This is a genomic window from Leptospira ryugenii, from assembly GCF_003114855.1.
In the GTDB taxonomy this organism is placed as follows: domain Bacteria; phylum Spirochaetota; class Leptospiria; order Leptospirales; family Leptospiraceae; genus Leptospira_A; species Leptospira_A ryugenii.
Genome location: NZ_BFBB01000007.1, coordinates 177,747 through 200,939, shown reverse-complemented (window position 1 = coordinate 200,939; position 23,193 = coordinate 177,747). Strand labels below are relative to the sequence as shown.

General features: G+C 40.9%; 29 protein-coding genes. 10 read left to right on the top strand and 19 right to left on the bottom strand.

The genetic code is table 11. The features are described 5' to 3' along the window. Positions 1–38 precede the first annotated feature (38 nt). Genes DI060_RS12065 through DI060_RS12055 form a run of 3 tightly spaced genes read left to right on the top strand, consistent with a single transcriptional unit; the run spans position 39 to position 2,536 of the window. The gene (locus DI060_RS12065) at positions 39–743 is read left to right on the top strand and encodes an MBT domain-containing protein (protein ID WP_108976928.1); all 705 of its coding nucleotides are present in this window, start codon (positions 39–41) and stop codon (positions 741–743) included. Between the two features lie 2 nt (positions 744–745). Further along, a complete protein-coding gene (locus DI060_RS12060; RefSeq protein WP_108976926.1) occupies positions 746–2,020 on the top strand; it encodes an adenylate/guanylate cyclase domain-containing protein in 1,275 nt (424 codons plus the stop codon). Positions 2,021–2,026: 6 nt separating this feature from the next. Further along, positions 2,027–2,536: a DUF2569 domain-containing protein gene (locus DI060_RS12055; protein ID WP_108976924.1), complete on the top strand. Its 510-nt coding sequence runs from the start codon at positions 2,027–2,029 to the stop codon at positions 2,534–2,536. A 17-nt stretch (positions 2,537–2,553) separates the two neighbouring features. Here DI060_RS12055 and DI060_RS12050 read toward each other — a convergent pair whose 3' ends face one another. Both DI060_RS12050 and DI060_RS12045 read right to left on the bottom strand, forming a co-directional pair. After that, entirely contained in the window at positions 2,554–3,258 is a 705-nt protein-coding gene (locus tag DI060_RS12050) for an SDR family oxidoreductase (RefSeq protein WP_108976922.1), read from the bottom strand. Next, positions 3,255–4,268 (bottom strand): alpha/beta hydrolase, encoded by a 1,014-nt coding sequence (locus tag DI060_RS12045; RefSeq protein WP_108976920.1) that lies wholly within the window; start codon positions 4,266–4,268, stop codon positions 3,255–3,257. Before DI060_RS12045 ends, DI060_RS12050 begins: the two co-directional genes overlap by 4 nt. Positions 4,269–4,385: 117 nt before the next feature. Between DI060_RS12045 and DI060_RS12040 the strand changes: the two genes are divergently transcribed. After that, the gene (locus DI060_RS12040) at positions 4,386–5,552 is read left to right on the top strand and encodes an acyl-CoA dehydrogenase family protein (protein ID WP_108976918.1); all 1,167 of its coding nucleotides are present in this window, start codon (positions 4,386–4,388) and stop codon (positions 5,550–5,552) included. Between the two features lie 77 nt (positions 5,553–5,629). On the opposite strand, the gene DI060_RS12035 is transcribed toward DI060_RS12040, so the two are convergent. After that, positions 5,630–6,175, bottom strand: a complete 546-nt coding sequence (locus tag DI060_RS12035) for a TetR/AcrR family transcriptional regulator (protein ID WP_108976916.1) — start codon at positions 6,173–6,175, stop codon at positions 5,630–5,632. Between the two features lie 64 nt (positions 6,176–6,239). Between DI060_RS12035 and DI060_RS12030 the strand changes: the two genes are divergently transcribed. After that, positions 6,240–7,478, top strand: a complete 1,239-nt coding sequence (locus DI060_RS12030; protein ID WP_108977153.1) for an NADH:flavin oxidoreductase/NADH oxidase family protein — start codon at positions 6,240–6,242, stop codon at positions 7,476–7,478. Here the strand turns inward: DI060_RS12030 and arsB are convergent. The 4 genes from arsB to DI060_RS12010 all read right to left on the bottom strand — a co-directional run bounded on the left by arsB (position 7,472) and on the right by DI060_RS12010 (position 11,101). Continuing rightward, positions 7,472–8,509 carry an ACR3 family arsenite efflux transporter gene (gene arsB / locus DI060_RS12025; RefSeq protein WP_108976914.1) on the bottom strand — a complete coding sequence of 346 codons (1,038 nt, stop codon included), beginning with the start codon at positions 8,507–8,509 and terminating at the stop codon, positions 7,472–7,474. The two genes, DI060_RS12030 and arsB, sit on opposite strands and share 7 nt — an antisense overlap. 5 nt (positions 8,510–8,514) lie before the next feature. Next, entirely contained in the window at positions 8,515–8,931 is a 417-nt protein-coding gene (locus tag DI060_RS12020; RefSeq protein WP_108976912.1) for an arsenate reductase ArsC, read from the bottom strand. A 12-nt stretch (positions 8,932–8,943) separates the two neighbouring features. Continuing rightward, the gene (locus DI060_RS12015) at positions 8,944–9,183 is read right to left on the bottom strand and encodes an ArsR/SmtB family transcription factor (RefSeq protein WP_439956914.1); all 240 of its coding nucleotides are present in this window, start codon (positions 9,181–9,183) and stop codon (positions 8,944–8,946) included. Positions 9,184–9,340: 157 nt separating this feature from the next. Then, positions 9,341–11,101: a GAF domain-containing SpoIIE family protein phosphatase gene (locus DI060_RS12010; RefSeq protein WP_108976907.1), complete on the bottom strand. Its 1,761-nt coding sequence runs from the start codon at positions 11,099–11,101 to the stop codon at positions 9,341–9,343. A gap of 70 nt (positions 11,102–11,171) precedes the next feature. Between DI060_RS12010 and DI060_RS12005 the strand changes: the two genes are divergently transcribed. Continuing rightward, positions 11,172–11,597: a hypothetical protein gene (locus tag DI060_RS12005; protein WP_108976904.1), complete on the top strand. Its 426-nt coding sequence runs from the start codon at positions 11,172–11,174 to the stop codon at positions 11,595–11,597. A gap of 49 nt (positions 11,598–11,646) precedes the next feature. On the opposite strand, the gene DI060_RS12000 is transcribed toward DI060_RS12005, so the two are convergent. From DI060_RS12000 to DI060_RS11990, 3 genes are all read right to left on the bottom strand, one after another. Beyond that, entirely contained in the window at positions 11,647–12,264 is a 618-nt protein-coding gene (locus DI060_RS12000; protein WP_108976902.1) for a YceI family protein, read from the bottom strand. Positions 12,265–12,358: 94 nt separating this feature from the next. Further along, the gene (locus DI060_RS11995) at positions 12,359–12,637 is read right to left on the bottom strand and encodes an STAS domain-containing protein (RefSeq protein WP_108977151.1); all 279 of its coding nucleotides are present in this window, start codon (positions 12,635–12,637) and stop codon (positions 12,359–12,361) included. A gap of 124 nt (positions 12,638–12,761) precedes the next feature. Next, a complete protein-coding gene (locus DI060_RS11990) occupies positions 12,762–13,148 on the bottom strand; it encodes an FKBP-type peptidyl-prolyl cis-trans isomerase (protein ID WP_108977149.1) in 387 nt (128 codons plus the stop codon). Positions 13,149–13,275: 127 nt separating this feature from the next. Here DI060_RS11990 and DI060_RS11985 point away from each other — a divergent pair, with 127 nt between their 5' ends. The 3 genes from DI060_RS11985 to DI060_RS11975 are packed head-to-tail and all read left to right on the top strand — an operon-like array spanning position 13,276 to position 15,052. Beyond that, positions 13,276–14,205, top strand: a complete 930-nt coding sequence (locus DI060_RS11985) for a patatin-like phospholipase family protein (RefSeq protein WP_209452040.1) — start codon at positions 13,276–13,278, stop codon at positions 14,203–14,205. 11 nt (positions 14,206–14,216) lie between these two features. Continuing rightward, complete coding sequence (locus tag DI060_RS11980; protein WP_167836994.1) at positions 14,217–14,657, top strand: OmpA family protein; 441 nt, start codon at positions 14,217–14,219, stop codon at positions 14,655–14,657. Then, on the top strand, positions 14,654–15,052 hold the full coding sequence (locus tag DI060_RS11975; protein WP_108976896.1) for an acyl-CoA thioesterase: 399 nt from the start codon (positions 14,654–14,656) through the stop codon (positions 15,050–15,052). The genes DI060_RS11980 and DI060_RS11975 overlap by 4 nt, the downstream gene beginning before the upstream one ends. Here the strand turns inward: DI060_RS11975 and DI060_RS11970 are convergent. Then, on the bottom strand, positions 15,049–15,426 hold the full coding sequence (locus tag DI060_RS11970; protein WP_108976894.1) for a hypothetical protein: 378 nt from the start codon (positions 15,424–15,426) through the stop codon (positions 15,049–15,051). The two genes, DI060_RS11975 and DI060_RS11970, sit on opposite strands and share 4 nt — an antisense overlap. A gap of 143 nt (positions 15,427–15,569) precedes the next feature. Further along, complete coding sequence (locus DI060_RS18850) at positions 15,570–15,941, bottom strand: LIC_11502 family protein (protein ID WP_135355047.1); 372 nt, start codon at positions 15,939–15,941, stop codon at positions 15,570–15,572. Between DI060_RS18850 and queG the strand changes: the two genes are divergently transcribed. Then, a complete protein-coding gene (queG, locus tag DI060_RS11960) occupies positions 15,934–16,899 on the top strand; it encodes a tRNA epoxyqueuosine(34) reductase QueG (RefSeq protein WP_108977147.1) in 966 nt (321 codons plus the stop codon). The genes DI060_RS18850 and queG overlap by 8 nt on opposite strands. Before the next feature lie 6 nt (positions 16,900–16,905). Here queG and thiE read toward each other — a convergent pair whose 3' ends face one another. From thiE to DI060_RS11930, 7 genes are all read right to left on the bottom strand, one after another. After that, the gene (gene thiE / locus DI060_RS11955; RefSeq protein ID WP_244594379.1) at positions 16,906–17,526 is read right to left on the bottom strand and encodes a thiamine phosphate synthase; all 621 of its coding nucleotides are present in this window, start codon (positions 17,524–17,526) and stop codon (positions 16,906–16,908) included. Between the two features lie 3 nt (positions 17,527–17,529). Beyond that, the gene (gene thiM, locus DI060_RS11950) at positions 17,530–18,327 is read right to left on the bottom strand and encodes a hydroxyethylthiazole kinase (protein WP_108976887.1); all 798 of its coding nucleotides are present in this window, start codon (positions 18,325–18,327) and stop codon (positions 17,530–17,532) included. Positions 18,328–18,348: 21 nt separating this feature from the next. Beyond that, complete coding sequence (locus DI060_RS11945; RefSeq protein ID WP_108977144.1) at positions 18,349–18,744, bottom strand: response regulator; 396 nt, start codon at positions 18,742–18,744, stop codon at positions 18,349–18,351. A gap of 33 nt (positions 18,745–18,777) precedes the next feature. Next, positions 18,778–18,909, bottom strand: coding sequence for a hypothetical protein (locus tag DI060_RS19270; protein WP_282097148.1), 132 nt, complete (start codon positions 18,907–18,909; stop codon positions 18,778–18,780). A 68-nt stretch (positions 18,910–18,977) separates the two neighbouring features. Next, positions 18,978–19,733 carry a type I methionyl aminopeptidase gene (gene map, locus DI060_RS11940; protein ID WP_108976885.1) on the bottom strand — a complete coding sequence of 252 codons (756 nt, stop codon included), beginning with the start codon at positions 19,731–19,733 and terminating at the stop codon, positions 18,978–18,980. A gap of 8 nt (positions 19,734–19,741) precedes the next feature. Continuing rightward, positions 19,742–19,945, bottom strand: a complete 204-nt coding sequence (locus DI060_RS11935) for a hypothetical protein (protein ID WP_108976883.1) — start codon at positions 19,943–19,945, stop codon at positions 19,742–19,744. 16 nt (positions 19,946–19,961) lie between these two features. Beyond that, the gene (locus DI060_RS11930) at positions 19,962–23,180 is read right to left on the bottom strand and encodes a SpiroCoCo family coiled-coil protein (protein WP_108976881.1); all 3,219 of its coding nucleotides are present in this window, start codon (positions 23,178–23,180) and stop codon (positions 19,962–19,964) included. Positions 23,181–23,193 lie beyond the last annotated feature (13 nt).

Sequence of the window (23,193 nt, the reverse complement as noted above, 5' to 3'; positions counted from 1 at the left end):
TATTCGATATTTTTTTTGAATTCAACTAGGAGATGACCATGAAGTTATCTATTTTTCTACTTTTACTCGCGTACAGCCTCAGCCCTATTTTCTCAGAAGCAAACTACCAAGTTGGGGATCGAGTTGATGTCTTGGATCCCAAAACTAACAAACGATACAGTGCGACCATTCTGAAGTCAGAGACAAATGGTTTCTTGGTTCATTACGATGGTTACTCAGACAGTTACGATGAAATTGTAAGCAAGGAACGTATGTATCCTATGGCGCTCGTACCTGGTGTTACATATATCAAATCCATCAAAAAGAAATCGATAGTGGTTTCTGGAGATCTTTCTTTAGGAAAGGTATTAGAGGATCTAGAGTGGGCAGAGACGAGTTCCATGGCTTGTTGGCCTGGAATCCGTAATGTTGAATTTGAAGGCAACCAGGTGTTTTATTGGACTGACTTGCCAAAGAAAAGCACCATGATCATAACAGTGAAACCAAAGGATCCAAAGCATAGAATCAATCTATATGCATTTAGCGGATTTGATCCCAAGTACATTCCACCAAATGTCACTGGCGCTGTTAGTTGCGAGGCATCTCATCCAAGCTGGATAGGAACTCCGGATTTTACAAAACCAAATGAACCACAATCTGTAGAATTGCGAGCTGTAGGCAACCCATACCGAGTGTTTATTGGAGTCTCTGGTGCAAAGGATGTGCTCAAAGGTGAATTTGAACTTACAATCGAAATCAAATAAGTATGGTTAAAGAATTCTTAGATTGGTTTTTGAAATTTGCATCCGATTGTGAATCGGGTGTAGATTTAATTCACGCTTACATGAACTATCTAAATGAAATCGGTTTTTTGATCACTCGAGGAAATTTCGGAACTAGGACCTTACACCCGCAAGTCGAAACCATGGCCTATCTTTGGGTGCCCAAAGGGAAAGAACCACTTCTCTATACTCAACCAGATCCGCTTTTTTTTTCTACGACTGTGTTTCCTTACGAGAATGGAAGTGTAAAGGTCTCAAAATTTAAGGTTGGTTCGTTGGCATCCAACCAGTTTACCACCAGCCCTATTCAATATGTGCTTTCGACAAAGAATACCTATTATTTTTCTTTTTTAGATCACAATGGTGTTGATTATCCTTACCCCATCTTAAAAGAGCTAGCTGATTCTACACCTACTGCTTATTTTGCGGTACCAGTTGTACAGGCTGGCAATTCTTATGCATTCTTAAGTTTAGTTACGGAAAAACCATTTGGTTTTACGAAAGAAGAAAAAGATTTTTTATCGGCAAGTTTAAGTGTTCTATCTCTGAAAATGATGACTTTTCTTCAATATGATCTCACAAAAACCCTTCTTGGTATATATTTGGGCAAAACAACGGGAGAACGAGTCAGTTCAGGAAAAATTCATAGGGGAAATTTAGAAGAGATTACATCTGTTATCTGGTTTTCTGATATCAGAAATTATTCAGGTATTAGCGAGCTCTTAAGTCCGCAAGAGATCGTCGATTTATTGAATACTTATTTTGGACTCGTGATTCCCGTCATCGAAGAAATGGGCGGAGAAGTCTTGAAGCTCCTAGGAGATGGCATTTTAGCCGTTTTCCCATACCAAACCAAGAACCAAAAACGAGTTGGCTACCAAGCTCTGATCGCTGTTAGAAAGGTCTTCCGAAACCTGATGCTTTTGAATCGAAAGAGAGCGACAGAAAACAAGATTCCGATTGAGCACGGCGTAGGACTCCATTTGGGCACAATACGGTATGGAAATATTGGTTCTGAAGATAGATTAGACTTTACAGTTATCGGCGAAGCTGTCAATTTAGCCAGTCGGATTGCAGGAATGTGTGGCCAACTCAAAAAAGCAGTTCTTTCTTCAGAACGATTTGCAGAACAAATTGGAGTTAGTTGGGAAGACCTGGGTGAGCACAAATTAAAAGGAATCCAGAAAGACCAAAGGATCTATGCGATTCCTGAGGTGGAAGTAGAAAGAGAATGGCAAAATACAGTAAAAGGAAATTAAATACCTATGAGTGAAAACGAAAGAATAAAGGGAATAGGTGGATTTTTAATATTAGTGGGTCTAGGATTGGTATTTTTTCCTTTTCGGCAAGGATTGGAAATCATACCGACATATTACAAACTCATCACAGATGGATCTTTTACTTACTTAACGACACCCGGAACAGAAGCTTACAATGAACTTTGGCTGCCTCTTTTTTTGTTTGAGATGGGATACAATGCTCTCATGATCCTTGTTTCCTTTGGTCTTATTTATTTGTTCTTTAAAAAGCACTATCTATTTCCAAAATCTTACATTGCATTTGCCTTAGTTCCCATTGTTTTGATCCCTCTAGACGCTTATATGGTGACCCTGGTTGCAAAAAATGAAACGACTTTTTCTGTGGAAACAAACATCGAACTGATTAGAAGCATAATAACCGCCGCTATCTGGGTACCATATATGATTTTTTCAAAACGTGTGAAAGCAACCTTCGTAGAGGGAAAAGACGATAGCCCTAGTTTGGGAACAGTCTAGGGCAGCCGTTTCCTCCATTACCAGGGGATTTCCTTTTTATCGCGAAAGAATTTACCAGTTGGTCCCTCTGCAGGTAGACAAGCTGCCCAAACGATAGTTTCGGCACCAGCTTGTACAGAACGGGAGGCATTTGGTCCTCCCATATCTGTTTTTACCCAACCAGGACAAACTGAATTTATCTTAATCGATTGTCCAGACACCTCTCCCGAAACAATTTTTGTAATCGCATTGATGGCAGCCTTTGAGATGCGGTATGCAGGGTAACCGCCTCCCATTTCACTCAATTGCCCCATCCCAGAACTTACATTGACGATCCGACCGTAATTTTGCTCCTTCATCATCGGAAGAAATACCTGTGTTAGTCGAAATGGCCCTTGCACATTGGTTAAGAATGTTTGGTTTAGATCTCGGAGATTTGTTTCCAAAAAGGTACCTCGGTCAAGGAGGATACCCGCATTGTTGATGAGAATATCCAATCTACCAAAGGTTTGTTTGATGAAAGAGAAAACAGATTGGATGGAAAGATCATCGCTAACATCTAAAACCTGTACCTGTGCGAAGCCTCCTTTGGCCGCGATCTCTTCTACGGTTTTTTTCCCCTCTTCAAGGTTTCGCGAACCAACCACAACTCGAATTCCCAAAGATGCTAAGTCTAGAGCAACTTGTTTCCCAATTCCGCGATTTGCTCCCGTAACAAGTGCTATTCGATCATTGGGATTCATTTTGATTTTGAGACTTCTGTTAACCAGGTAGAAGTTTCTTTTTCAATCAATGCCTTATCTGTAATGATGTATTTTGACATTAACACATGCCTACCATTTTCAATAGCGACCTTTCTACTCTTTGGGTTTGTTTTTGTTTCAGCAAATTGCGAATAAGCATTCAGCATTGCGGGAACACTTGCAGTCGGGTCTTGTTCCTTTTCATTTTTATAGTAGTAGAGAAGAAGTGTAGGCACATTTACCTTTTGATAGACGGTCGGAATGGCAGCATAATTTTTCAGATCATTGACTCCTACAAGCGCTGAGAAGTACTGCTCTGGATACCAATAGTCATTCCTTTCTGGCAATACATTTGGGTCATTTTGTTTGGTTGTACTTCGCACCCTCCCCTTTAAAAGATGGATAAAAGTCAATCCGCCTGGGTAATTGAGGATATTTAAGCTAGAGTCTACGGGTGCATAGAAAGGATTTGCAAGGACGATTCCACTGACTTGGTTTGGATACTCTGCGGCAAGCCAAGTGCATAGGAGTCCTCCCATAGAGGAACCAAAGAGAATCACTCGGTCTCCTTGGCTTTGCATCATCTCTAAAGCTTCTCTTGAGGCATCAAGGTAATCAGAAAAGGATTGTGCTGCTTGGTCTTCTTTATTGGTTCCGTGGCCAGGAAGACGGAGAAGGTATGTGTTTGCTTTGAATTTTTTTGCTAAAATTTCCATGACAGCTTCGCCTTCGGCTCGGGAAGCACCAAACCCGTGGATGTATAGAAAAGCGATTGGTGTTCTCTTTCCGAAGCTGATGTACCTTTCCTCGTTGCCAGGTCTGTGGTTTTTTGCCTTACTTTCCGCGATCTTTGCTTGGAAATAAGATTCAAAGCTTTCATACTTGGGGAGTGGCTTCGGTTCATAACTCGGTCTTCCAGAACATACCTGGAGGACAGAAGCGAAGAATAGGAGGAGGGTAAATCTCCGCAGAGCAGAGAGGCTAATTTGGGAAACAGAGTTCTCTTTCATATCGCAAGCAGAGTAGAACAAAAAGCCTTCTTTGTAAAGACAGAAAAACCCTTGGCATAGAAAGGCACGTACGAAAAAAGGTAGTTAATATCCCATTCTAAGAAGGAATCTCCCGGAATGTACACTCAATTCACAGAGCAGCAGCTTGAAATCAGGGACCTAGTCCGAAATTTTGTTAAAAAAGAAATCCCGCACGAAGTAGCGTTGCATTGGGATGAAAAAAACCAACACCCAACTGAACTTATCAACAAAATGCGTTCTGAGCTGGGGATCAACGGTCTAGTCATACCAGAAGAGTATGGTGGATGGGGACTAGGTGCGATTGAGCAGTGTTTGGCGATTGAAGAACTATCGCGTGGCTGCTTGGGTATTGCATTAGGATTTGCTTATACAGGTTTGGGAATCCTACCTATTCTAAAAGGTGCTACTCATGAGCAAAAACTCAAGTGGCTTCCTCCTATTGCAGACGGAAAATTTGGAGTGTCTTTCTGTTTATCAGAACCTGGTGCTGGGTCTGACGTTCCTGGTATGTCCACTCGCGCAGAGAAAAAAGGAAATAAATGGATCATCAACGGTGCTAAGCAGTGGATCACGGGAGCATCGGATGCGCAAGCCTTCACTGTGTTTGCTTACACCGATAAAAACAGAGGAACAAGAGGAGTATCTTGTTTCTATGTTCCAAGAGATGCTAAAGGATTAACTGTCGGCAAAAAAGAAGACAAATTAGGAATTAGAGCATCCTCTACTCACCAAGTGATTTTCGAAGACTGTGAAGTTCCGGAAGAAAACTTAGTTGGTAAAGAAAACTTAGGCTTTGTATACGCGCTCCAAACATTGAATGCATCTCGTCCATTTGTTGCGGTGATGGGAGTTGGTGTTGCACAAGCGGCACTTGACCACGCTTCTAAGTATGCTCGTGAACGTGAGCAGTTTGGTGTAAAGATTGGAACTTTCCAAGCGGTACAACACATTTTGGCTGATATGTCTATCAAGTTGGAAACCGCTCGTGAAATTACTTACAAAGCAGCTCGACTTTCAGATGCCAATGACCCTAACCTTCCAAAGTATTCTGCCATTGCAAAAGCATATGCTTCTGAATGTGCAGTTCAGTGCGCAACGGACGCAGTGCAGTTATTTGGTGGTTATGGATACACAAAAGAATATCCAGTGGAAAAACTCATGAGAGATTCAAAGATTCTTACTATCTTTGAAGGAACGACTCAAATCCAGAAAAATGAAATCGCTGCTTACGTAATTAAAGAAGCAGCCTCCAAAAAAGACTAAAACAAAAACCGTCCACTCGGCAGTTCTTGCTCCCGAGTGGATTTTCTTTCCTTATTCTCTAAATCCATTTCGACATCTTAAATAAGTAGAGTCTGTAAAGCGGTTCTAAGACTTGCATGAAAATCTCCCGAGAGGTTGAGGCGTACGCCTTTTGCAATGAGTCCTATTGTCTTAGCTACGTCTTCTAAGCTTTGCTTGCGAGCGGCAAGCCCAGAGGCAAAACTTGACTCCGCGAGTGCTTTTTCCAATGCCTTTCCAAACTGTAGATCTAAACTACAAAAAGCATCCGAGACCAAACTCTGTGTAGCCTCCACCAAATCTGCATTTTGTGAATCCCATTTACCAGCACTTGGGCCTACCCAAATGGATACAGATTTTACAAATCTTTCCAAATCTTCCAAATGAGGATCTTGTAAGGCGAGGAGTGCCGCCTCCAAAGAACTGCGGAAGAGATGGAGGATGGCTTCTTTAAACAACTCCTCTTTGTTTGGAAAGTGTAAGTAGAGTGCCTGCCGCGAAAGATTCGCTGCCTTAGCCAAATCATCCATAGAGGTTTTTTTGAAGCCAAACTGGAAAAAAACCGGGACAGCCTTTTCGAGTATCAAAATCTTCTTTTCATCCATCTAATTTACAAACTTGACAGAATTTGACCTATTTGTCAAGTGTGTCTCCAAGGACGTATACCACATGGATCTTTTTTCTCCCCTTACCCTTCCCAATGGCCAGACAATCAAGAGCCGCATTGTAAAAGCAGCGATGGAAGAAAACCTCTCGAACGCCGAACTATTGCCCGATGGGCAGCTCTGGAACCTCTACAGTGCTTGGTCTGGGGGAGAACTGGGGGCAATGATCACTGGCAATGTCATGGTTGACCACAGGGCAATGACAGGGCCTGGAGGGGTGGTCTTAGAAACGAAGACTGACCTTGCCCCGTTTCGCACCTGGTCGGAAAGAGCAAAACAGCATGGTTCAAAGATTTGGATGCAAATCAACCATCCAGGACGCCAGGTATTGCGTAAGTTAGGTGGTGAAGTATGGGCACCTTCCGCTATTCCTGTGGATTTGGGCAAGTTGAGCCATTTGATGGGTGTCCCTCGAGAGATGGCAAAGGAGGAAATCTTAGAAACCATAGAACGATTTGGCATAACTGCCATGTTAGCAGAAAAAGCGGGTTTTGATGGAGTTGAGATCCATGCAGCCCATGGGTATTTGATCAGCCAATTTTTATCTCCCTTAGTGAATCGAAGAACAGATGAGTATGGTGGTTCATTGGAAAACAGGGCAAAGTTTCTGATCGAAGTAATTCGCTCCATTCGCAAAAAGGTTTCCACTTCCTTTACCATTGGTGTGAAATTAAACTCCGCAGATTTTCAGAAAGGTGGATTTTCGTTTGAAGATGCTTTGCAGGTAATTGCATGGATTGAAAAAGAAGGAATTCATTTTATCGAATTGTCAGGAGGTAGCTATGAAGCACCTGCTATGCAAGGGGAATCTAAGGATGGATCTACCTTGGCGAGAGAAGCTTATTTTCTCGAATTTGCAAAACAAGTCCAACCCAAATGCAAAGTACCCGTTATGGTAACTGGAGGCATCAAACGTAAAGAAGTAGCCGAGGAAGTTCTTAAAAATGGGATTCCCATGATAGGTATTGCCACTGCACTTGCGATCAATCCTCATCTAGCAAAAGATTGGCGATCTGGAATCAATGATAAGGAAAAAAATCTGCCAAAACTAGAATGGAAGTCTAAAACATTCAAAGGTTTAGCAAATATGGCTATGGTTCGATTTCAATTGCAAAGTATGGCAAAAAATAAACCCACAGATACCAAAATCTCGCCGATTTGGCGTTTGGTATCCGACCAACTGCGTTTGGCAAAGTTAACGAAACGATACCAGAAATGGATGCAGAGGACTCAGAATCATTGAGTTTTTTTTGGAAACTTTTTTAAAATCCAATCGTTGAGTTGAACTAGGAGAATCAATGCTGGAACTTCTACCAAGGGTCCGATCACTCCAGCAAACGCTTGTTTACTTTCGAATCCAAATACAGCAATCGCAACTGCGATTGCCAATTCAAAATTGTTTCCAGTTGCGGTAAAGGCAATGGCTGTATCCTTTGCATGTTCCACAGACAAAAGCCGACCTATCAGTTTGCTTACCAAAAACATGATCAAAAAATAAAGTAACAATGGAATCGCCACAATAAGAATATCGTAGAAAAGGTGAGATATCATTTCTCCTTTAAAAGAAAACATTATGATAATCGTAAATAACAATGCTATGAGAGTGATCGGAGAGACTTTTGGTAAGTATTTGGTTTCAAAGAAATCTCTTGAGAAAAATCGTATAATATACTTTCTACTTAGAAAACCTAAAAGAAATGGAATTCCTAAATAGATAAAAACAGTTTTTGCAACTTCCAGAAAAGAAACATGAATCTCAAAACTCTGCAATCCAAACAGTTTAGGTAAATATGTTATGAAAATGATAGCATAGAAGCTATAAAAAAATACCTGAAACAAACTATTGAGCGCAACGAGACCAGCCGCATACTCTCTATCACCGTTTGCTAAGTCATTCCAAACTATGACCATCGCAATGCACCTTGCGAGTCCGATTAATATCAAGCCCACCATATATTCCGGTCTGTCTGCCAAAAAAATATATGCCAAGCAAAACATAAGCAATGGACCTATGACCCAATTTAAAAAGAGTGAGACGCTGAGTAATTTGATGTCCTTGAATACATTGTGTAAATTTTCATATTTTACTTTTGCCAATGGAGGATACATCATCAGAATCAAACCTATTGCCAAAGGAATATTCGTGATACCTATACTAAATGAAGAGAGTAGGAGTGTAAACTTTGGAAATAGATTTCCAATTGCTACGCCAAACAAAATGGCTAAAAAAATCCAAAGGCTCAAATATCGATCTAAAAAATTAAGTTGTTTCATTTTACTTATATAAGCTCTTCAGAGACAAACTTCTCAGAATAATCTCGAATTTCTTCGCATGTTTCTCGAAATGCTGCTTTGATCTCATCTTCGCTGCCTTTCAGTTTTGATGGATCTGAAAAATTATGGTGAAATCGTTTTGCCATAGAAGGAAAATATGGACAATTCTCCTTTGCATGGTCACAAACTGTGATGATGTAGTGAAACTCGATATCTTTATATTCATTGATATGGTTTGAAGTATGTTTTGATATGTCGATTCCATACTCGGCCATTGTTTGGATCGCCCTAGGGTTTACGCCATGAGTTTCTATCCCGGCACTCCAAACTTTTGCTTTCTCTCCTGCAAATTTGCGAAGCCAACCTTCAGCCATTTGGCTTCGACAACTATTTCCTGTACAAAGAACTAATATATGTTTCATATGTTATCCTACTTAACAACAGTTTGTTTCTTTTTTGAATTTTTGTAATTCTTGGTAAAAATCTAAATATGATTCATGGAATTCATGTAAGGCTTCCCAATTAATACAATAACATGAATGTTTCCCTTCAATTTCCCCTTGGACTAAGCCACCTAATTTTAAATCTTTTAAGTGTTGGGAGACTGTGGATTGTGATAAGGGGAGAAGATCAACGATTTCTCCGCAAACACATGTTTGACGCTCTGCGAGCACTTTGAGTATTTCCAATCTGGCAGGGTGCGAAAGCATTTTTGAAAAGTGAGCGAGGTTTTGGAAATCCTCTGTAAAAGAACTCTGCTTACTTAATCCCATCGTGTATCGTAAATTTACGATATATATACGAAAGGCAATTAAAAAAAAATCTATTTTCTTACTTTCTGTCTACAAGGAGTAGGGTTATGTCATCGTCGAAGGTATCTGCTTTGGTAAAGTTGCGAGCAGCCTCAACGAGGTGAAGGGCACTTTGTTCTGCATTTTGGCCTGCACTGTTTACGATCTCTTTGGAAAATTGGATTTCATCATATTTAATCGACTTGTCCCGACTAGCGTGCTCTGTAAGGCCGTCAGTAAATAAGACCAACCGTTCTCCTTCTGAAAATGAGAAGGTTTTTTCTTCATAAAACAAATCGGGAATCAATCCAAGTAACTTCCCTTTGATAGGAAGTTGATGGATGTCTTTTGTTTGTTTATGCAGAAGGTAAGGAGGGTGATGGCCAGCATTGGAACAAAGTAAAGTGTTCTCTTTTATATCGATAATTCCATAGAAAGCTGTTAAAAAATTTCCCGCGAGTTTACCATATAGCATGTGATTGAGGGTAGTTAAAAATTGTGAGGGATCTAATTTCAATTCTGGTTCAAAATTTTTGATCACCATATGCGACATGGCGGCAAGAACAGCCGCAGATAAACCATGGCCGGAGATATCGGCAATGAGAATCGAATACTTTGTATCCGTAATCTGTGTTACATCATAGTAATCGCCACCTACCTTTTCTAAAGGAATGTGTGCTATGCCATACTCAAGTTTTGGGGTCATAGGTAGTGCCGAAGGCATGATCTTTGTCATGATATTTTTGGCACGGTCTAACTCTTTTCCAGAGTCAACAACCTGGTGAAATAGTTGTGCATTTTTGATGGTGCTACTCAATCTACCCGCGATAGTAGAGAGAAGTATAAGGTCAGAGTGGTTGAATGCATAACCTGATTTTTTATTGTTGATGCTAATCACTCCCAATAACTCTTCATGATAGACTAAAGGAGAGGAGATGAGTGAGTTGGCTTCAAATTTATAGTGGGAGAGTTTGTTGTACCTTGGGTCTGCATCTAAGTTGTGGATCAAAAGATCCTGTCTTTCCTTGGCCACCCAACCTGCTATCCCTGTGCCTACGGGGACCTTTATTTTGTCGTAGGCCTCTTCTGGGATGCCCTTGGCGGAAAGAATATTGAGTATCTGAGCTTCATTGTCTAATAGATAAATGGTTCCAGAGGTTGCGCCGAGGTAGTCTAGCACGCGTTCTAGAATCCATGTTCCTAATTCACGTAAACTTTTTTCTGAGACCGTTAACTTTTCAAATTCATAAAGGAGAGATAACTCTAGGATCCGTTTGTCTAGACTATCTTTGATACTCGCATTTTGAATCGCAATTGCGGCAACTTCAGAGAGTGCCAAAAGATACTCCAGGTCAAAATCATCAAAAACCCTGCCACCTGTTTTATTAATAACTTCTAATGTACCTATGATCTTATCTTCTACAAATAAGGGGACACAAATCAATGACTTCGTGCGAAAGCCTGATCGTTTGTCCATTTCAGGGTTGAACCTTGGGTCTTGGTAGGCATCTTCCAATGCTATGGGCTTTTTCTCTTGTGCAACCGTGCCAACAATACCTTCTCCTAATTCCAGTCTAGCATACTGTTGTATGATCTCACCTTTTTCGCCGAGAGCTACTTCGCAATAGAGAAAGTCATCGGAATCCAAAAGAAACAGAGAACTAGCCTCAGCCTCTAAAAGATCTTTGGAGTAGAGCATAATTAAAGGGAGCAATTGGTGGATGTCTAAACTGGCATTGAGGATCGCCGAAATATGGAGTAGGCTTCTAAATTTTCCTGTCTTGTGTTCGGCGTTTGACATGAAGAGTATCCGAACACATAGTGGCAGGTGATTTTATTTTGTCTATAGAGAATTTCTATGAGGAGATAGTATGAAGTTACGTGTATTGATGCTATTTTGTATTTTCTGGGTATTTACAGTATCAGTAGGGGCAGAGGTAATCAATCTCAAACAAAAAACCCAATCGAATTCTTTGGAAAGAACAGAAATTTTGGATTTATTGCGTTCAAAGGTAAAAAAAGACTTTGGACTGGAAGTTGTATTCATTGTAAATCATTTCAAAATGAGCAAAAATTACGCTTGGCTACTTCTGGATGCGCAATCTAAAACTTCAAAAGCACTCCAATTGCCCGAATCAGATATGCCATATGACTGTTGTCATGTGGAGGCATTGGTTGAGAAGAAAAACGGAAAATGGCAAATTAAAGAAATGGGTGCGTTTAGTACGGATGTCTGGTGGTCGGATATCCAACAAAAGTATCCAAATGTGGACTCTGCTGTCTTTGATGTAGATTAAAAAAAAAAGGCTTGGTATACTCTACCAAGCCTTTGAAATCGGAATTCTCTTATTGGGTAACTAAGTTCAAATTAAATTCAACGGTATCACTGATCAAATCATCAGGCATTCCAGGGTAAACAATTCCCCAATCCTTTCTGTTGATCACAGCTTTGGCTTTTGCAGAAACTGGCTTTTCCCCTTCGAATTGGATCTCAGCAGGGAAGGAAATACCTTTTGTAATTCCTTTAATGGTTAAATTTCCTCTAACATCATATCCTTTATCTGCCTTTGTCACACTCGCGATTTCAAAGATAGCTTCTGGAAATTTTTCTACGTTAAAAAAGTCTTCACTCTTCAAGTGACCTTCTAATTTTGCTTTCCAAGTTCCCTCTAAGTCAGAATTGACAAGGCTTGGAAGGTCGATGATGAACTTACCTGAAGTGATCTCGCCACCTTTTGCGGAAAGGTTTCCAGATTTTAAATTCACGAGTCCATTGTGCTTCATGCTTACTTTTGCTCCGATCCATTCGATCTTGGATTGGTTTACGTCTAGGTTGAAGTTTGTACCAGAGGCCTTTGCAACTGGGTAAGCATCGCCTGCCAATTGAGCTGGTTTTTGTCCGCAATTGAGTACGAGAGCACTGAATGCAACGAGGGCAGTTGTAAGTATTTGAGATTGTTTCATAATCACTCCTATATTGAATAGTTTAATATTAAGCTATTTTATGTCAAGAGAAATCTGTCTAGAATTTTTTTTCCAATCGGAATTGAAATTTGGATCAAGGGGAAAGGTGGAGAATGGTATCTAGCTTGTTCAGACGAAATACAGTGCGGGTGAGTTTATTGGTGTTTTCGAGGATCAGTCTGCGGTCTTGCTCTTGGAGATTGTTGTGAAACTTCATCAGCTCACCGATGACAGCACTATCCAAGGTAAAAGAGACATTGGAAAAATCTAAAACCAAATCGGAATCCGTGGTGGCAATGACTTCCATGATGCGTTCGTGGAAGTCAAGGATGCGCTCATAGGCTAGGTCGGATTCTTGAAGAATGATTTTCATAAAGAGACCAGGCATCCCGTCCCTCTAGGGGGAATACGGAAACCTCAGCCAAGCATCTAAAAAAAATCATGCAAATCAAATCTTTTTCTGAAATAGCTGCAATAAATCTGTATCTCAGTTGTAATTAATAAACCTTTATCAACTCAACTTCAAATACCAAGGTAGAATTGGGGGGGATAGAGCCCACGGCACGTTCGCCATACCCTAATTCGGGAGGGATGACCAATTTCCGGATGCCTCCTTCTTTCATGCCAACGATGCCTTTGTCCCAACCTCGGATCACTTCTCTGGCCCCTAAATTGAATTCAAAGGGTTGCTTTCGGTCACGGGAACTATCAAACTTGGTTCCATTTTTTAATTTGCCGACATAATGTACTGTCACATTCGATCCAGAAAAAGCTTCTTTTCCCTTTCCCACTTTGATGTCTTGGATCACTAAGTCTTTGTCAGAAGCAAAGAGAGGTAGAAGGAAGCTGAGTGCCAGCATGAGGATGATTTTTTTTGCCTTCATCATTTTGGATGATCTCCTAAGCGAAATGTATACTTGGTCTTCGATACATTCCTCCTCAAGCTTTTCCAGCTCAATTTTTTTGCAACCTATTTGGAGATAAAGGTTCATATCTATTAGGATTATGGAATTGAAACTGCCTGAAGCAAAAGGAACAAAAAGAGCATTATTAGTAGAAGGAGGAGGGATGAAAGGTGCCTTTTCCGGAGGTGTCTTACACAGTCTGAACCAATTTTTTGGAGCGAAGAACTTTGATTTGGTGGTAGGTGTTTCTTCAGGGGCCTGCTCGGCAGCTTATTATGTGACAATGAAATATCCCGAGCCCGAAAAAAGCAAACGAGCTTTGAGTGTCTGGTACAGGGAACTTTCCGGTAGAAAGTTGATTTCTGTCTTCCATCCATTAAAGGGAAAAACATTTTTAGACCAAGAGTATCTAGTTGATTTTATCTTTCGGAAAAAAGTGAGACTAGAGTCAGAGTTTTTGGAAAAAAATGGTCTTCCCGAATTTAGAATTGCTGTTAGCAATTTACATTCACATAGCATTGAATATGTGAAGGCTACTTCGAATAATATTTTTGAATTGTTAAAAGCTGCGACTTCCTTGCCGATAGCAACTCGTGGAAGGCAATGGTTAGAAGGAAAGTTGTATTCAGATGCCGCCATTTTAAATCCACTCCCTGTCCAAGATCTGATTGAAGCTGGTTATAAGGAGATCGTAGTCATTTTAAATTCCCCCATCCAACATATATCTAAACCTTTAGGATTGTTTACAGGTATGTTTGCCTTCCCCAGAAATTGGAAGATAGCAAAGTTAATGCGAAGATTACACCACCATCATTTCAACTTTGGAAGAAAGATTGCCAGCGATCCGCCGGAAGGAGTGACGATCCATACAATCGCACCTGACCAATTACTTCCTGTTAAATTAACAACGACGGCAAGAGAGAGTTTGTTCCAAACTGTACAATTAGGTGCCCAGAAAGGAGAAGAGGCAGCCCTAAAGTTGAAAAAAAGCCTTCGCCCAAAATCCAAAAACAAGAGAATGGGAAAGTCCTCATAGATCCCATCTTTTTGTATTCGATTGGTTTACTTTCCATTGGATTGTTTCTCTATCTTTTATTTCCCAAGAAAAAACCAATCAAAAGGAAAGAGGCCGTACAAAAAGAAGATTCAACAGTAGAAACAACCTTCGGGACAAAACTGGATGTATTTTTTGGCGCTGGCCTTTCTCGTTTACCGACAGAAGAAGAAGGAAAACTTTATTTGTGGTTGGCCGAAACAAAAGATTTGCCCTTCCAGTACTTGGTAACTGGCTATGCAGACCAATCTGGGAATCCAAGCAAGAATCGCAAACTCTGCAAAGAAAGAACAAAAAGTGTAGCCACTCTCCTTCAAAAGAAGGGGATTCCTACAAATCACATCCTCCAAAGAACAGAAGAACCTCTCCTGGGTCGGACTCCTGAAGAAAGAATGCGTTACAGAAAAGTGGAGATCCAAAGGATGAGTGTATGATTTCTGCTCCCATTCAAATTCGTTTTAATGATATGGATCCGATGAGAAGGGTCAACAATGCTAGTTATTCTAGTTATCTTGAAATAGCAAGGCTTAGGTTTTGCAAACAGTATTTGCAGATTGAAAATTTGGAAGATATTCCCTTTGTCCTGGCAAGGGTAGAAATGGACTTAATAGCCTCGGTTGTGCCAGGAGACGAAATTGAGGCACGGATTTGGGTCTCAAAGATCGGGAATACTTCCTGGGAATTTGCCTATTCGATTTGGAATGAAAGTAAAAAAATAGAACACGTCCGAGCCAAAACAACACAGGTATACTTTGATTATAGAGAAGGTGCAAAACGTACGATTCCAAGTGATTTTAGAAAAATTCTCGAAGCAGAAATGGAAAGTTAGGCTACCAATCGTACCCTTGGTTCAGGTCTTTCCGTGTCCCAATTCAAAAGGATGCGAAACATCTTGGTTCTGTTTACCATAGCAATATAGGAAAGCTCTAACAGATCATCATATGTGGTATCAGATAAAATACAGTTGAGGCGCATGGTATCCTCTTTTGCAAGGATAGTGTCTTGGTCTAAAAGTGCGCGATTGTACAAGGCGAGTTCGTATACCCTAGAGCAATAGCGGTCGATCAAAAAATCAATGTAGGTGGAGATTGACCCATGGCTACTGATCTTTGCGTGTATATGAAGAGTCTGCCATTTAGAAAATGTAAAACTGGTATGCCTCCTTTCCGAAATTTGATGTACGTAAACTGTCCTTTTTTTCATCTATGCATTCCACTTCGTCTAGCTGTTCTTATACCATTGAAAACATCCATCAAGTAATTTATATGTCAAGTTGACGGATTTGTGGTAAAAGTTCGTATTTTTTCTAGATTCGGCGTTTGGTGCCAACTAACTAAAGAAATTTTTTAAAAGAGTTCTTTTGAACCAAAGTGTTTCCAGTCCCAATGGTAGGCTTTTTTATCTCCGTACGCAAGGCACTCTTCTAACCAATTTGATTCTTCCTGTGGTAAGATAGAGAAATAAATTTCCTCAATTTCTTTCATCATATTGAGGTATTCTACACGAAAGATGGGTAGTGTTGGATTGATTCCTCTTTCAATCAACCGAAGTATGGATGCCAATAAGGAAATTTGAATGCCTTTTTGGAGGAGCTCTGCCTTCCCTGCGGTTTCTAAACTGGAAAGGATCTCTTGGTATCTGCCTTCAATGTTTGACTTTAGGCTTGAATTTTGAAATTCTTTCCAATTACTGATGATTGGTAGATTCGAAATGTCCATAGACCAACTTTCTGAAAATGATCTCCATTTCAAAGAATTTGAAACACTCGCGTATACGCAAGGCTTTGACCTGGTCGGCTATACAAATTGGTCGATAACGGATGAAGAGAAGAATTACATAAGCAAATGGGTTTTGGACGGCAAACATGGCGATATGGATTGGTTTGCAAAACCCCAGAGTATGGAAATCCGATTGGAGGGAAAACATCTTGGCTTTAAACCTGAGAGAGTGATTTGTTTGGGGATGCTCTATCGATCCCAAACTGCTGAAATCCTAAGTAAAACCGCCAAGTATAAAGTGTCGCGTTATGCTTTAGGTCGAGACTACCATACCGTTATCCGAAGGCAGGCAAAACCTCTTCTCCAACATTTGAAGACTCGGCACCCTGGTTTCCATTTTCGACTCTCTGTAGATAGCCTACCGATCCCTGAAAAGGCTTTCGCTCGAAAGTCTGGAATCGGCTGGATGGGTAAGAATACCAATCTGATCCATCCAAAATTAGGCTCCTATTTTTTTCTATCCACCATTCTTACTGATCTACCCTTTTCCTATGAACCCGATATGATAACGGACCATTGTGGTTCTTGCCGCGCTTGTATGGATGCTTGCCCTACACAAGCTCTGGTTGCCCCTTACCAATTGGATGCGAGCCTTTGCATTTCGCATCACAACATAGAATCCAAAAAGCCAATGGGAGAGGGGAATCGAGAAAGGGCTTCTTGGTTGTATGGCTGCGATATTTGCCAAGAAGTCTGTCCTTGGAATGCTAAGGTTGCGGAACGAAATGGAGTGGAAACGCGTGTATTGGATTATGCTCCTAAGTCTATCTTTACGGATCCAAACCAAGCCGTCTCCAAACCAATGTCTCCAGAAGAATTCCAGGAAATATTTTCTGATTCCGCTATTTATCGCATAGGCGTGGATAAATGGAACGAAAACATAAAGCTTGTGTTATAGAATGACTCAATGCTTCCATAGCTTTGAAATTTTTTCTGCATTGTGAGTTGGGTCGTCTGCCGAGCACAAATAAGAAACTAGTGCTAAACTATCAGCCCCAGCAGAGATGACATCTTCTGCATTTGTATCGTTAATCCCACCAATAGCTACCAATGGTAGTTCAATCTCCTTTCGAATCCAACGCAGACCATCTAGCCCCCATGCAGATTTGGTATCTCGTTTTGTCGGGGTAGCAAAAATGGGAGAGACACCTAAATAATCGACAGGCAGTTGTTTTGCTTGCAGAACATCTTGTTCTGTTTCTACAGATAATCCTATGATCTTATCGTCACCTAAGAGTCGTCTTGCTTCAATAACTGGTAAATCACTTTGGCCGAGATGTAATCCATGGGCACCCACTGCCAAAGCTATGTCCAATCGATCATTGATGAGCAAAGGGATAGAAAATGGGCTGAGAAGTTCTTTGATCCTTGTCGCTAAAGCAAAGAATTCGCGAGAGGAAGCTTCTTTTTCCCTGAGTTGGACAATTTGCACGCCACCCTGAACGGACTTAAGGATCACTTCTTCTAAACTATGGTGCAAGCACAAGGATCGATCGGTGACTAGATAGAGTCCTCGTATCAGCAAGATTTACTCCTTAAAACGAGTCCGGATTTCATCAGCTCCTATTTGGTAGAGTGCATCTAAAAAATGCATTTGGAAACTTCCTGGGCCTTCTGCTTTCATCTTTGCCATCTCACCAGCGATGCCCATTACCGCCATAGCAGAAAGACTTGCTCGTAGTGTATCCTTTTGAACAGCTGCAAAGGCACCGATAAGAGCTGTAGCAGTACAACCCAAACCAGTTACCTTTGTCATCATGGGGTCTCCATTGGATACCTTTCTCGTTTGGTCTCTTTGGATGATGTAATCAGTTGCACCAGAAATCACGACGGTGCCTTGTATGATTTCACTCAATTTTTTACCTGATTCAATAGCAGACTCAGAGGAGTGAATGGAATCTACACCCTTTGTTTTACCCGAGGAAGAAAGTGTAGAAATGATCTCAGAGGCATTGCCTCTGATCACAGAAGGGGAGGCTGCATCTAGCAGTCGTTTGATTGTTTGGTTTCGTAATGTGCTAGCACCAGCGCCGACAGGATCTAATATGATTGGCTTTTGAATGTTTTTTGCTTTTATGATAGCTTTCACCATGGCTTTGGTCCAAGGTTCTGAAAGTGTTCCAATATTGATGACCAAAGAGGAACAAATGCTAACCATTTCTTCCACTTCTTCCTCAGCATGTGCCATGATAGGAGAAGCACCTATAGCAAGCAGAGCATTTGCAGTGTTGTTCATCACAACATAATTTGTGATATTGTGTACTAATGGATTTGTTTTACGGACTAAACTGAGGTCTTCGATGATCGCTTCTATCTTTGTTTCCATACCAAGAATAGGATGAGAAAACTAAGCTATTTTGGCAATCGCATCTTCCACTTTTTTGATTAGGTCTGATTCAGACCAAGGTTTGTTTAAAAAACTGTGCAAATTGACCTCTGCCTTCAATTTGTTAAGCGAATTTTCATCTATGTGGCCAGAGATAATGATCTTTTTGATTGCTGGGTATTTTTTATGGACATCCCTTAAAAATTCATCACCGCGCTGGTTTGGCATCAGCCAATCTGATATGATGATCAAGATGGTGATGCCTTCCTCGGCCAACTCATCAATGATGGACCATGCCTCTTCTGTATTCTGGGCCGTTTCATATCGGTAGTCGTTCCCAAAATGTTTTTTTAATTGGGATTTCAAACTCATCAAAATGATTTGTTCGTCATCCACAAAGAGTATGGCATGAGTCAAGGATTGGACCATTGGCGCTCGAGATTTGGTTGTTTACTTACCGTCGTTCGGGCAGCTTCTCTTTTCTTTGCCAGGGCAATGGAAAAAGGACTTCTCTGAGGGAAGAGTCGAAGCAGTGAGGGCTAAGCTAAGGAAGAATGAGGAAAGAGCGAGTGTGATTTTCATAGGAATCTCCTAGGTATTTTTCCATTAGACTCCCAGAATTTTGAAATCCTCAAGTAGAAAAAGGGTGCTCAGTCTTCTTTTGTGAGAATTTCGTAACCTTTTTCAGTGACAAGTACTGTGTGTTCAAATTGGGCAGACCACTTTCCGTCTTTTGTGCGGACGGTCCACTTGTCGAGTTTGTCAAAATTGACCTCCCAAGTTCCTTGGTTGACCATGGGTTCAACAGTGAAGATCATCCCTGCTTCAATCTTTGCTAACTTTCTTCCCATGCGGAAGTGAGGGATCTGTGGTTCTTCATGAAAATTGCGCCCAACTCCATGTCCCATGAGGTCTCTCACAATGCCATATCCCTTGGGGCTCAGAAAGTCATCGATGGCATTTCCGATCTCGTCTACCCTTGCGCCTGGTTTTACTTGCTCAATGCCGATCCACATAGCTCTTTCCGTGTCTTCCACCAATTGGCGGATTTCCGGAGCAGGCGTTCCTACGAAGAAGGTACGCGAGGTATCCCCAATATAGCCGTCCACAACTGGTGAGACATCTAAGTTGATGATGTCACCATCCTTCAAAATATCTTCCTTTTTGGGGATGCCATGGCAAACTACCTGGTTGATGGAGGAGCAGATCGATTTTGGGAAGCCTTTATAGCCAAGAGGTGCCGATCTATGCCCATGCCTTTTGGTATAGTCTTCCGCGATATCATTGAGTTCGAGAGTACTGACTCCCGCCTTTACGAAGGGAGCCAGATAGTTAAGGAGTTTTGCTGCGAAGGCACCTGCCTTACGCATCTTTTCGATTTCAGATTTGTTTTTGATGTAAATCACTAGGCGGATTAAAAATCAGTAGCTCTCGCAGTTGTTCGTTTGTTGGAAGCAGTGCGTTCAAGAGCACGGTCGATGAGGCGGTAAATCTCTTCATTCAATCCTTCAATCGCATCACCAGCTGTCATAAATCCTTTGGATTTGATATAAGCCTTTACTTTGGATGCTACGATGAGAGTTTCTTTTGAAGTTGTTTCGTTTTGGTCTTCTGACATGGTTTCCTCGGAGGGTTTATTTCTTTCTTGCTCCGAGGATCGTATCCACAAGGGATTTTTCAATATTTAATTTTTCGCTAATTGCCTCTGCCGTCCATTGGTAGTTGTCGTATAAACTCAGGATTGTGGCTTTTTTGCGCTCAATAAATGGATTATGTCCCGTTTTTCTGGCTGTTTTTTCCTGGTTTGGCGTTGGGGCCATCGTGGATTGGACGATGTCCAAGAATTGCGAGAGTTTTTCGAATGTCTCGTCCGCTTCACCCAAAAGGGACTCAAGGTCATCGCGCGTTTCTACGGAAGTTTCCCTCAACTCCTCCAAACGTTTCTGCAGTGTGAGGATTTGTTTGTGTCGGTCAGAAAGATCACCTAAGAGCTCCTCAATTTTTTCAAACTTTCTTTCCACAGACTCCATTTGGCTCGCTTTTTCCGAAAGGAAGGAGGTCTTATTCTCTGCTAGGCGGATAGACTCGGCTAATTCTCGCTCTCTTGCCTCTACCACCCCGATCTCGCGGTCCAGGATATCCAAGCGTGCTTGTACTTCTCGGGTGTTTTGTTTTTGGTTTTCAATGTTATCAACAAGGAGAAGGACTGAGTCTTCCGACTCTTGCAGAGAGGATAGGAAGGATTCGATCTTTTCTTGGTCTCGGCTAATGTTAAGTAAACGATTTTCTAAGCTACTGACCTCAGGAAGTATACCTTGGAACTCATCCATTTTGCCTTTCACAAATTCTACTTGGCTGGATAGGATCTCGACTTGTTTGTCAATATCTTCGGTTTGGTTTTGGGAAATTTGGATACGTTCCCACTCTTCTCGGATTTTTTCTTGTAGTTCGTGGAAAGTTTCAATTGACTGAGCAACAATTTCAAAATCAGGTTTTTTCTCTTCCATTTGGGAAAGTGCTTCTTTGATTTCTGAAACTGCCTTCTCTGACTTTTCAGCAATTTGATTGGCGCTTACAAATAGGTCAGTGTGCTCTTTGACTTCTTCTAGGTCGGATTTTAAAGTAGAAATTGTTTCTGTGATTTCATCTAAATTGTATCGAATCTCGGATAGAGTTTCCTCTTTTGTTTCTTTGAATTCGGACAAACCGTCCGCTATTTCAGACTTAAGTATTTGGAATTGCTCGTGGGTATCTTTTAAAAAATCCCGACTGTCCTTTGCGATTTCACGGAAAGATTTCTCATAATCTTTTTGATAGGTTTCTATTTGCCGTTTTGATTCTTCTTTGGAGCGTTTGATGCTTTCTTCTAAATTCTTTCTAACACCATTTAAGTGTTGAGTGATCTTTTCCTCGAGTTGGCCTAGCTGAATATTTCCCTTATCCAATAATTTTGTGAGTTGGTGAGAAATTTTACTATCGATTGTTTCGTTGAGACGATCCATCTTCTCTTCTTGAGAATGGAAAAATGCATTTCCCGTTTCTTCTAGGGATTGCAAAATATGAGAGAGCTCTTTTTCCGCGATACTAGTGGTATCAGAAATTTTTTGTACCAAGGAATCCGCATGGCGATTGAGTTGGGTTTTACCTTCATTACTTGCATCTTGGAAAGAGGCTAATAAGTCCTTTCCTTCAATGTGAATGTCTTTTAATCGATTTTGAAGTTCCTCAATAGAGTCGAGCTGGTCTGCACGCAGGTGAGAAAGGGATTCTTCCCACTTCTGAACGAACTGTTCTAGATTGGCGTTTGCGATGTGAATCTTTTCCGTTACAATTTCTTCTGCTTTTTCTGCTTTTTCCTCTACGGATTCCAATATCTCAGAAGCCGTTTCTCTGAGGGCACCTTTTAGTTCCTCTACATATTCATCAACTTCTTTGGTATGTTCTTCAACGTTTTGGCCCAATGAAGAAATTCTTTTTTCAAGGCCTTCGATTTCTTGGCTGATCTCTGCTTCAGATTTTGCGAAGCTATTTTTAATACTTTCTTCTAGTTCATGTTTGAGGCTAAGTAAGGATGTTTTTGTTTGATTTTCTTGAGCGTTTCTTGCCTCTTCTAAATCACGTTCAAAGGTCTTTAACTCTTGGAGTGCACTTTTTTTCAAGTGACTTGCCTCTTCCTTTAACTCTTCTGAAATGCGATGGAATTCTTCACTAAAGGTCTCAATCTCTCTTATCAATTCTTGTTTGCGAGTGTCTGCTTGTCTTAGAAGTTTATTTTCTGCTTCCAAATACTTTTCTTGGAAACTGGTGATTGTTTGGTTGATCTGGTCAGCCTGTCTCCTTGTTTCATTGATGATCTCATCTCGTTTTGAAAGAGTCTCAAGGGATAAATCTTCTATTTCTCGCTTAATGGTTTGCGTTTCGTTCGAAAGACCTTTCATAAAGGAATCTTTTGTATGACTGACTTGATCAAAAATCGAATCAAACCGTTCTTGGATTTTTTTCTCTAGCAGTGCGACTCGGTCATCCAGCTTTTGGGAAATGCGTAAGTATTTATCTTCTATCTTTTCATCGAATTTATCAACTTTGTCGGCTAACAAAGAAGAAGTGTCTTCAAATTTTGTAAGCTTTAGGTCTAATTCATTTTGAGCAAGTCTCATGGAATCGAAAAGAGCATCGATTTCTCTTTTCACTTGGTCTACCTTGCCAGTAGATTCTTGCACCATCACTTCGGCATGGGAGACAAGTTTTTCTTTTGCTTGTTTGGCGATGTGTTGGATCGATTCATCCAAAGACTCTGATTTGCTTTCTAATAAACCTTCCAGCTCAACCATTTTGTGGGCAACACTTTGCAAAATTTCATCCGATCTTTGGTTTAGCTTGGATTCAAATTCATGGACCATTTCCTGGCTCTCATCCTGAATCCGATCCATTATTAGAGAGAGATTTTCCAATTCTCGTTTGTGAGAATGGATTTGCTGTAAACCTGACTCCATCATGGAAGTTTCTTTTTTGACTTCTTGGCCAAGATAGGCGACTTGGTCTAGTTCCCCGGCGATGGTAGATAAATATTCTTTATTAGATTTCAGTTTTTCGAATAACTCGCGTGATTCGGCACTTAAATTTTGGATTTCTTCAGCTACCTTTCTCGATTGTTTGACCAAAATGTCCAAGTCAATGCCGGCATCTTTGACAGATTGGATCTTTACCAGAGCAGAATTATGGATTTCCTCTGTGAGTTTGGTCGCATAACGCTTTAATTGCGAGAGTTTGGTGTTGGATTTGTCGAGTCGTCTGAGACCAATGGTCACGGCTACGCTGGCAAGAAAAGGTAATAAAATCAGTTCTAAGCCCATGGCCAAAGGGTAT

What these genes read in the sequence shown, in the direction of transcription:
- DI060_RS12065 (WP_108976928.1), top strand. Translation starts at nt 39, where the DNA reads ATGAAGTTATCTATTTTTCTACTTTTACTCGCGTACAGCCTCAGCCCT.
- DI060_RS12060 (WP_108976926.1), top strand. Translation starts at nt 746, where the DNA reads ATGGTTAAAGAATTCTTAGATTGGTTTTTGAAATTTGCATCCGATTGT.
- DI060_RS12055 (WP_108976924.1), top strand. Translation starts at nt 2,027, where the DNA reads ATGAGTGAAAACGAAAGAATAAAGGGAATAGGTGGATTTTTAATATTA.
- DI060_RS12050 (WP_108976922.1), bottom strand. Translation starts at nt 3,258, where the DNA reads ATGAATCCCAATGATCGAATAGCACTTGTTACGGGAGCAAATCGCGGA.
- DI060_RS12045 (WP_108976920.1), bottom strand. Translation starts at nt 4,268, where the DNA reads ATGAAAGAGAACTCTGTTTCCCAAATTAGCCTCTCTGCTCTGCGGAGA.
- DI060_RS12040 (WP_108976918.1), top strand. Translation starts at nt 4,386, where the DNA reads ATGTACACTCAATTCACAGAGCAGCAGCTTGAAATCAGGGACCTAGTC.
- DI060_RS12035 (WP_108976916.1), bottom strand. Translation starts at nt 6,175, where the DNA reads ATGGATGAAAAGAAGATTTTGATACTCGAAAAGGCTGTCCCGGTTTTT.
- DI060_RS12030 (WP_108977153.1), top strand. Translation starts at nt 6,240, where the DNA reads ATGGATCTTTTTTCTCCCCTTACCCTTCCCAATGGCCAGACAATCAAG.
- arsB (WP_108976914.1), bottom strand. Translation starts at nt 8,509, where the DNA reads ATGAAACAACTTAATTTTTTAGATCGATATTTGAGCCTTTGGATTTTT.
- DI060_RS12020 (WP_108976912.1), bottom strand. Translation starts at nt 8,931, where the DNA reads ATGAAACATATATTAGTTCTTTGTACAGGAAATAGTTGTCGAAGCCAA.
- DI060_RS12010 (WP_108976907.1), bottom strand. Translation starts at nt 11,101, where the DNA reads ATGTCAAACGCCGAACACAAGACAGGAAAATTTAGAAGCCTACTCCAT.
- DI060_RS12005 (WP_108976904.1), top strand. Translation starts at nt 11,172, where the DNA reads ATGAAGTTACGTGTATTGATGCTATTTTGTATTTTCTGGGTATTTACA.
- DI060_RS12000 (WP_108976902.1), bottom strand. Translation starts at nt 12,264, where the DNA reads ATGAAACAATCTCAAATACTTACAACTGCCCTCGTTGCATTCAGTGCT.
- DI060_RS11995 (WP_108977151.1), bottom strand. Translation starts at nt 12,637, where the DNA reads ATGAAAATCATTCTTCAAGAATCCGACCTAGCCTATGAGCGCATCCTT.
- DI060_RS11990 (WP_108977149.1), bottom strand. Translation starts at nt 13,148, where the DNA reads ATGAAGGCAAAAAAAATCATCCTCATGCTGGCACTCAGCTTCCTTCTA.
- DI060_RS11975 (WP_108976896.1), top strand. Translation starts at nt 14,654, where the DNA reads ATGATTTCTGCTCCCATTCAAATTCGTTTTAATGATATGGATCCGATG.
- DI060_RS11970 (WP_108976894.1), bottom strand. Translation starts at nt 15,426, where the DNA reads ATGAAAAAAAGGACAGTTTACGTACATCAAATTTCGGAAAGGAGGCAT.
- queG (WP_108977147.1), top strand. Translation starts at nt 15,934, where the DNA reads ATGTCCATAGACCAACTTTCTGAAAATGATCTCCATTTCAAAGAATTT.
- DI060_RS18850 (WP_135355047.1), bottom strand. Translation starts at nt 15,941, where the DNA reads ATGGACATTTCGAATCTACCAATCATCAGTAATTGGAAAGAATTTCAA.
- thiM (WP_108976887.1), bottom strand. Translation starts at nt 18,327, where the DNA reads ATGGAAACAAAGATAGAAGCGATCATCGAAGACCTCAGTTTAGTCCGT.
- DI060_RS19270 (WP_282097148.1), bottom strand. Translation starts at nt 18,909, where the DNA reads ATGAAAATCACACTCGCTCTTTCCTCATTCTTCCTTAGCTTAGCCCTC.
- DI060_RS11935 (WP_108976883.1), bottom strand. Translation starts at nt 19,945, where the DNA reads ATGTCAGAAGACCAAAACGAAACAACTTCAAAAGAAACTCTCATCGTA.
- DI060_RS11930 (WP_108976881.1), bottom strand. Translation starts at nt 23,180, where the DNA reads ATGGGCTTAGAACTGATTTTATTACCTTTTCTTGCCAGCGTAGCCGTG.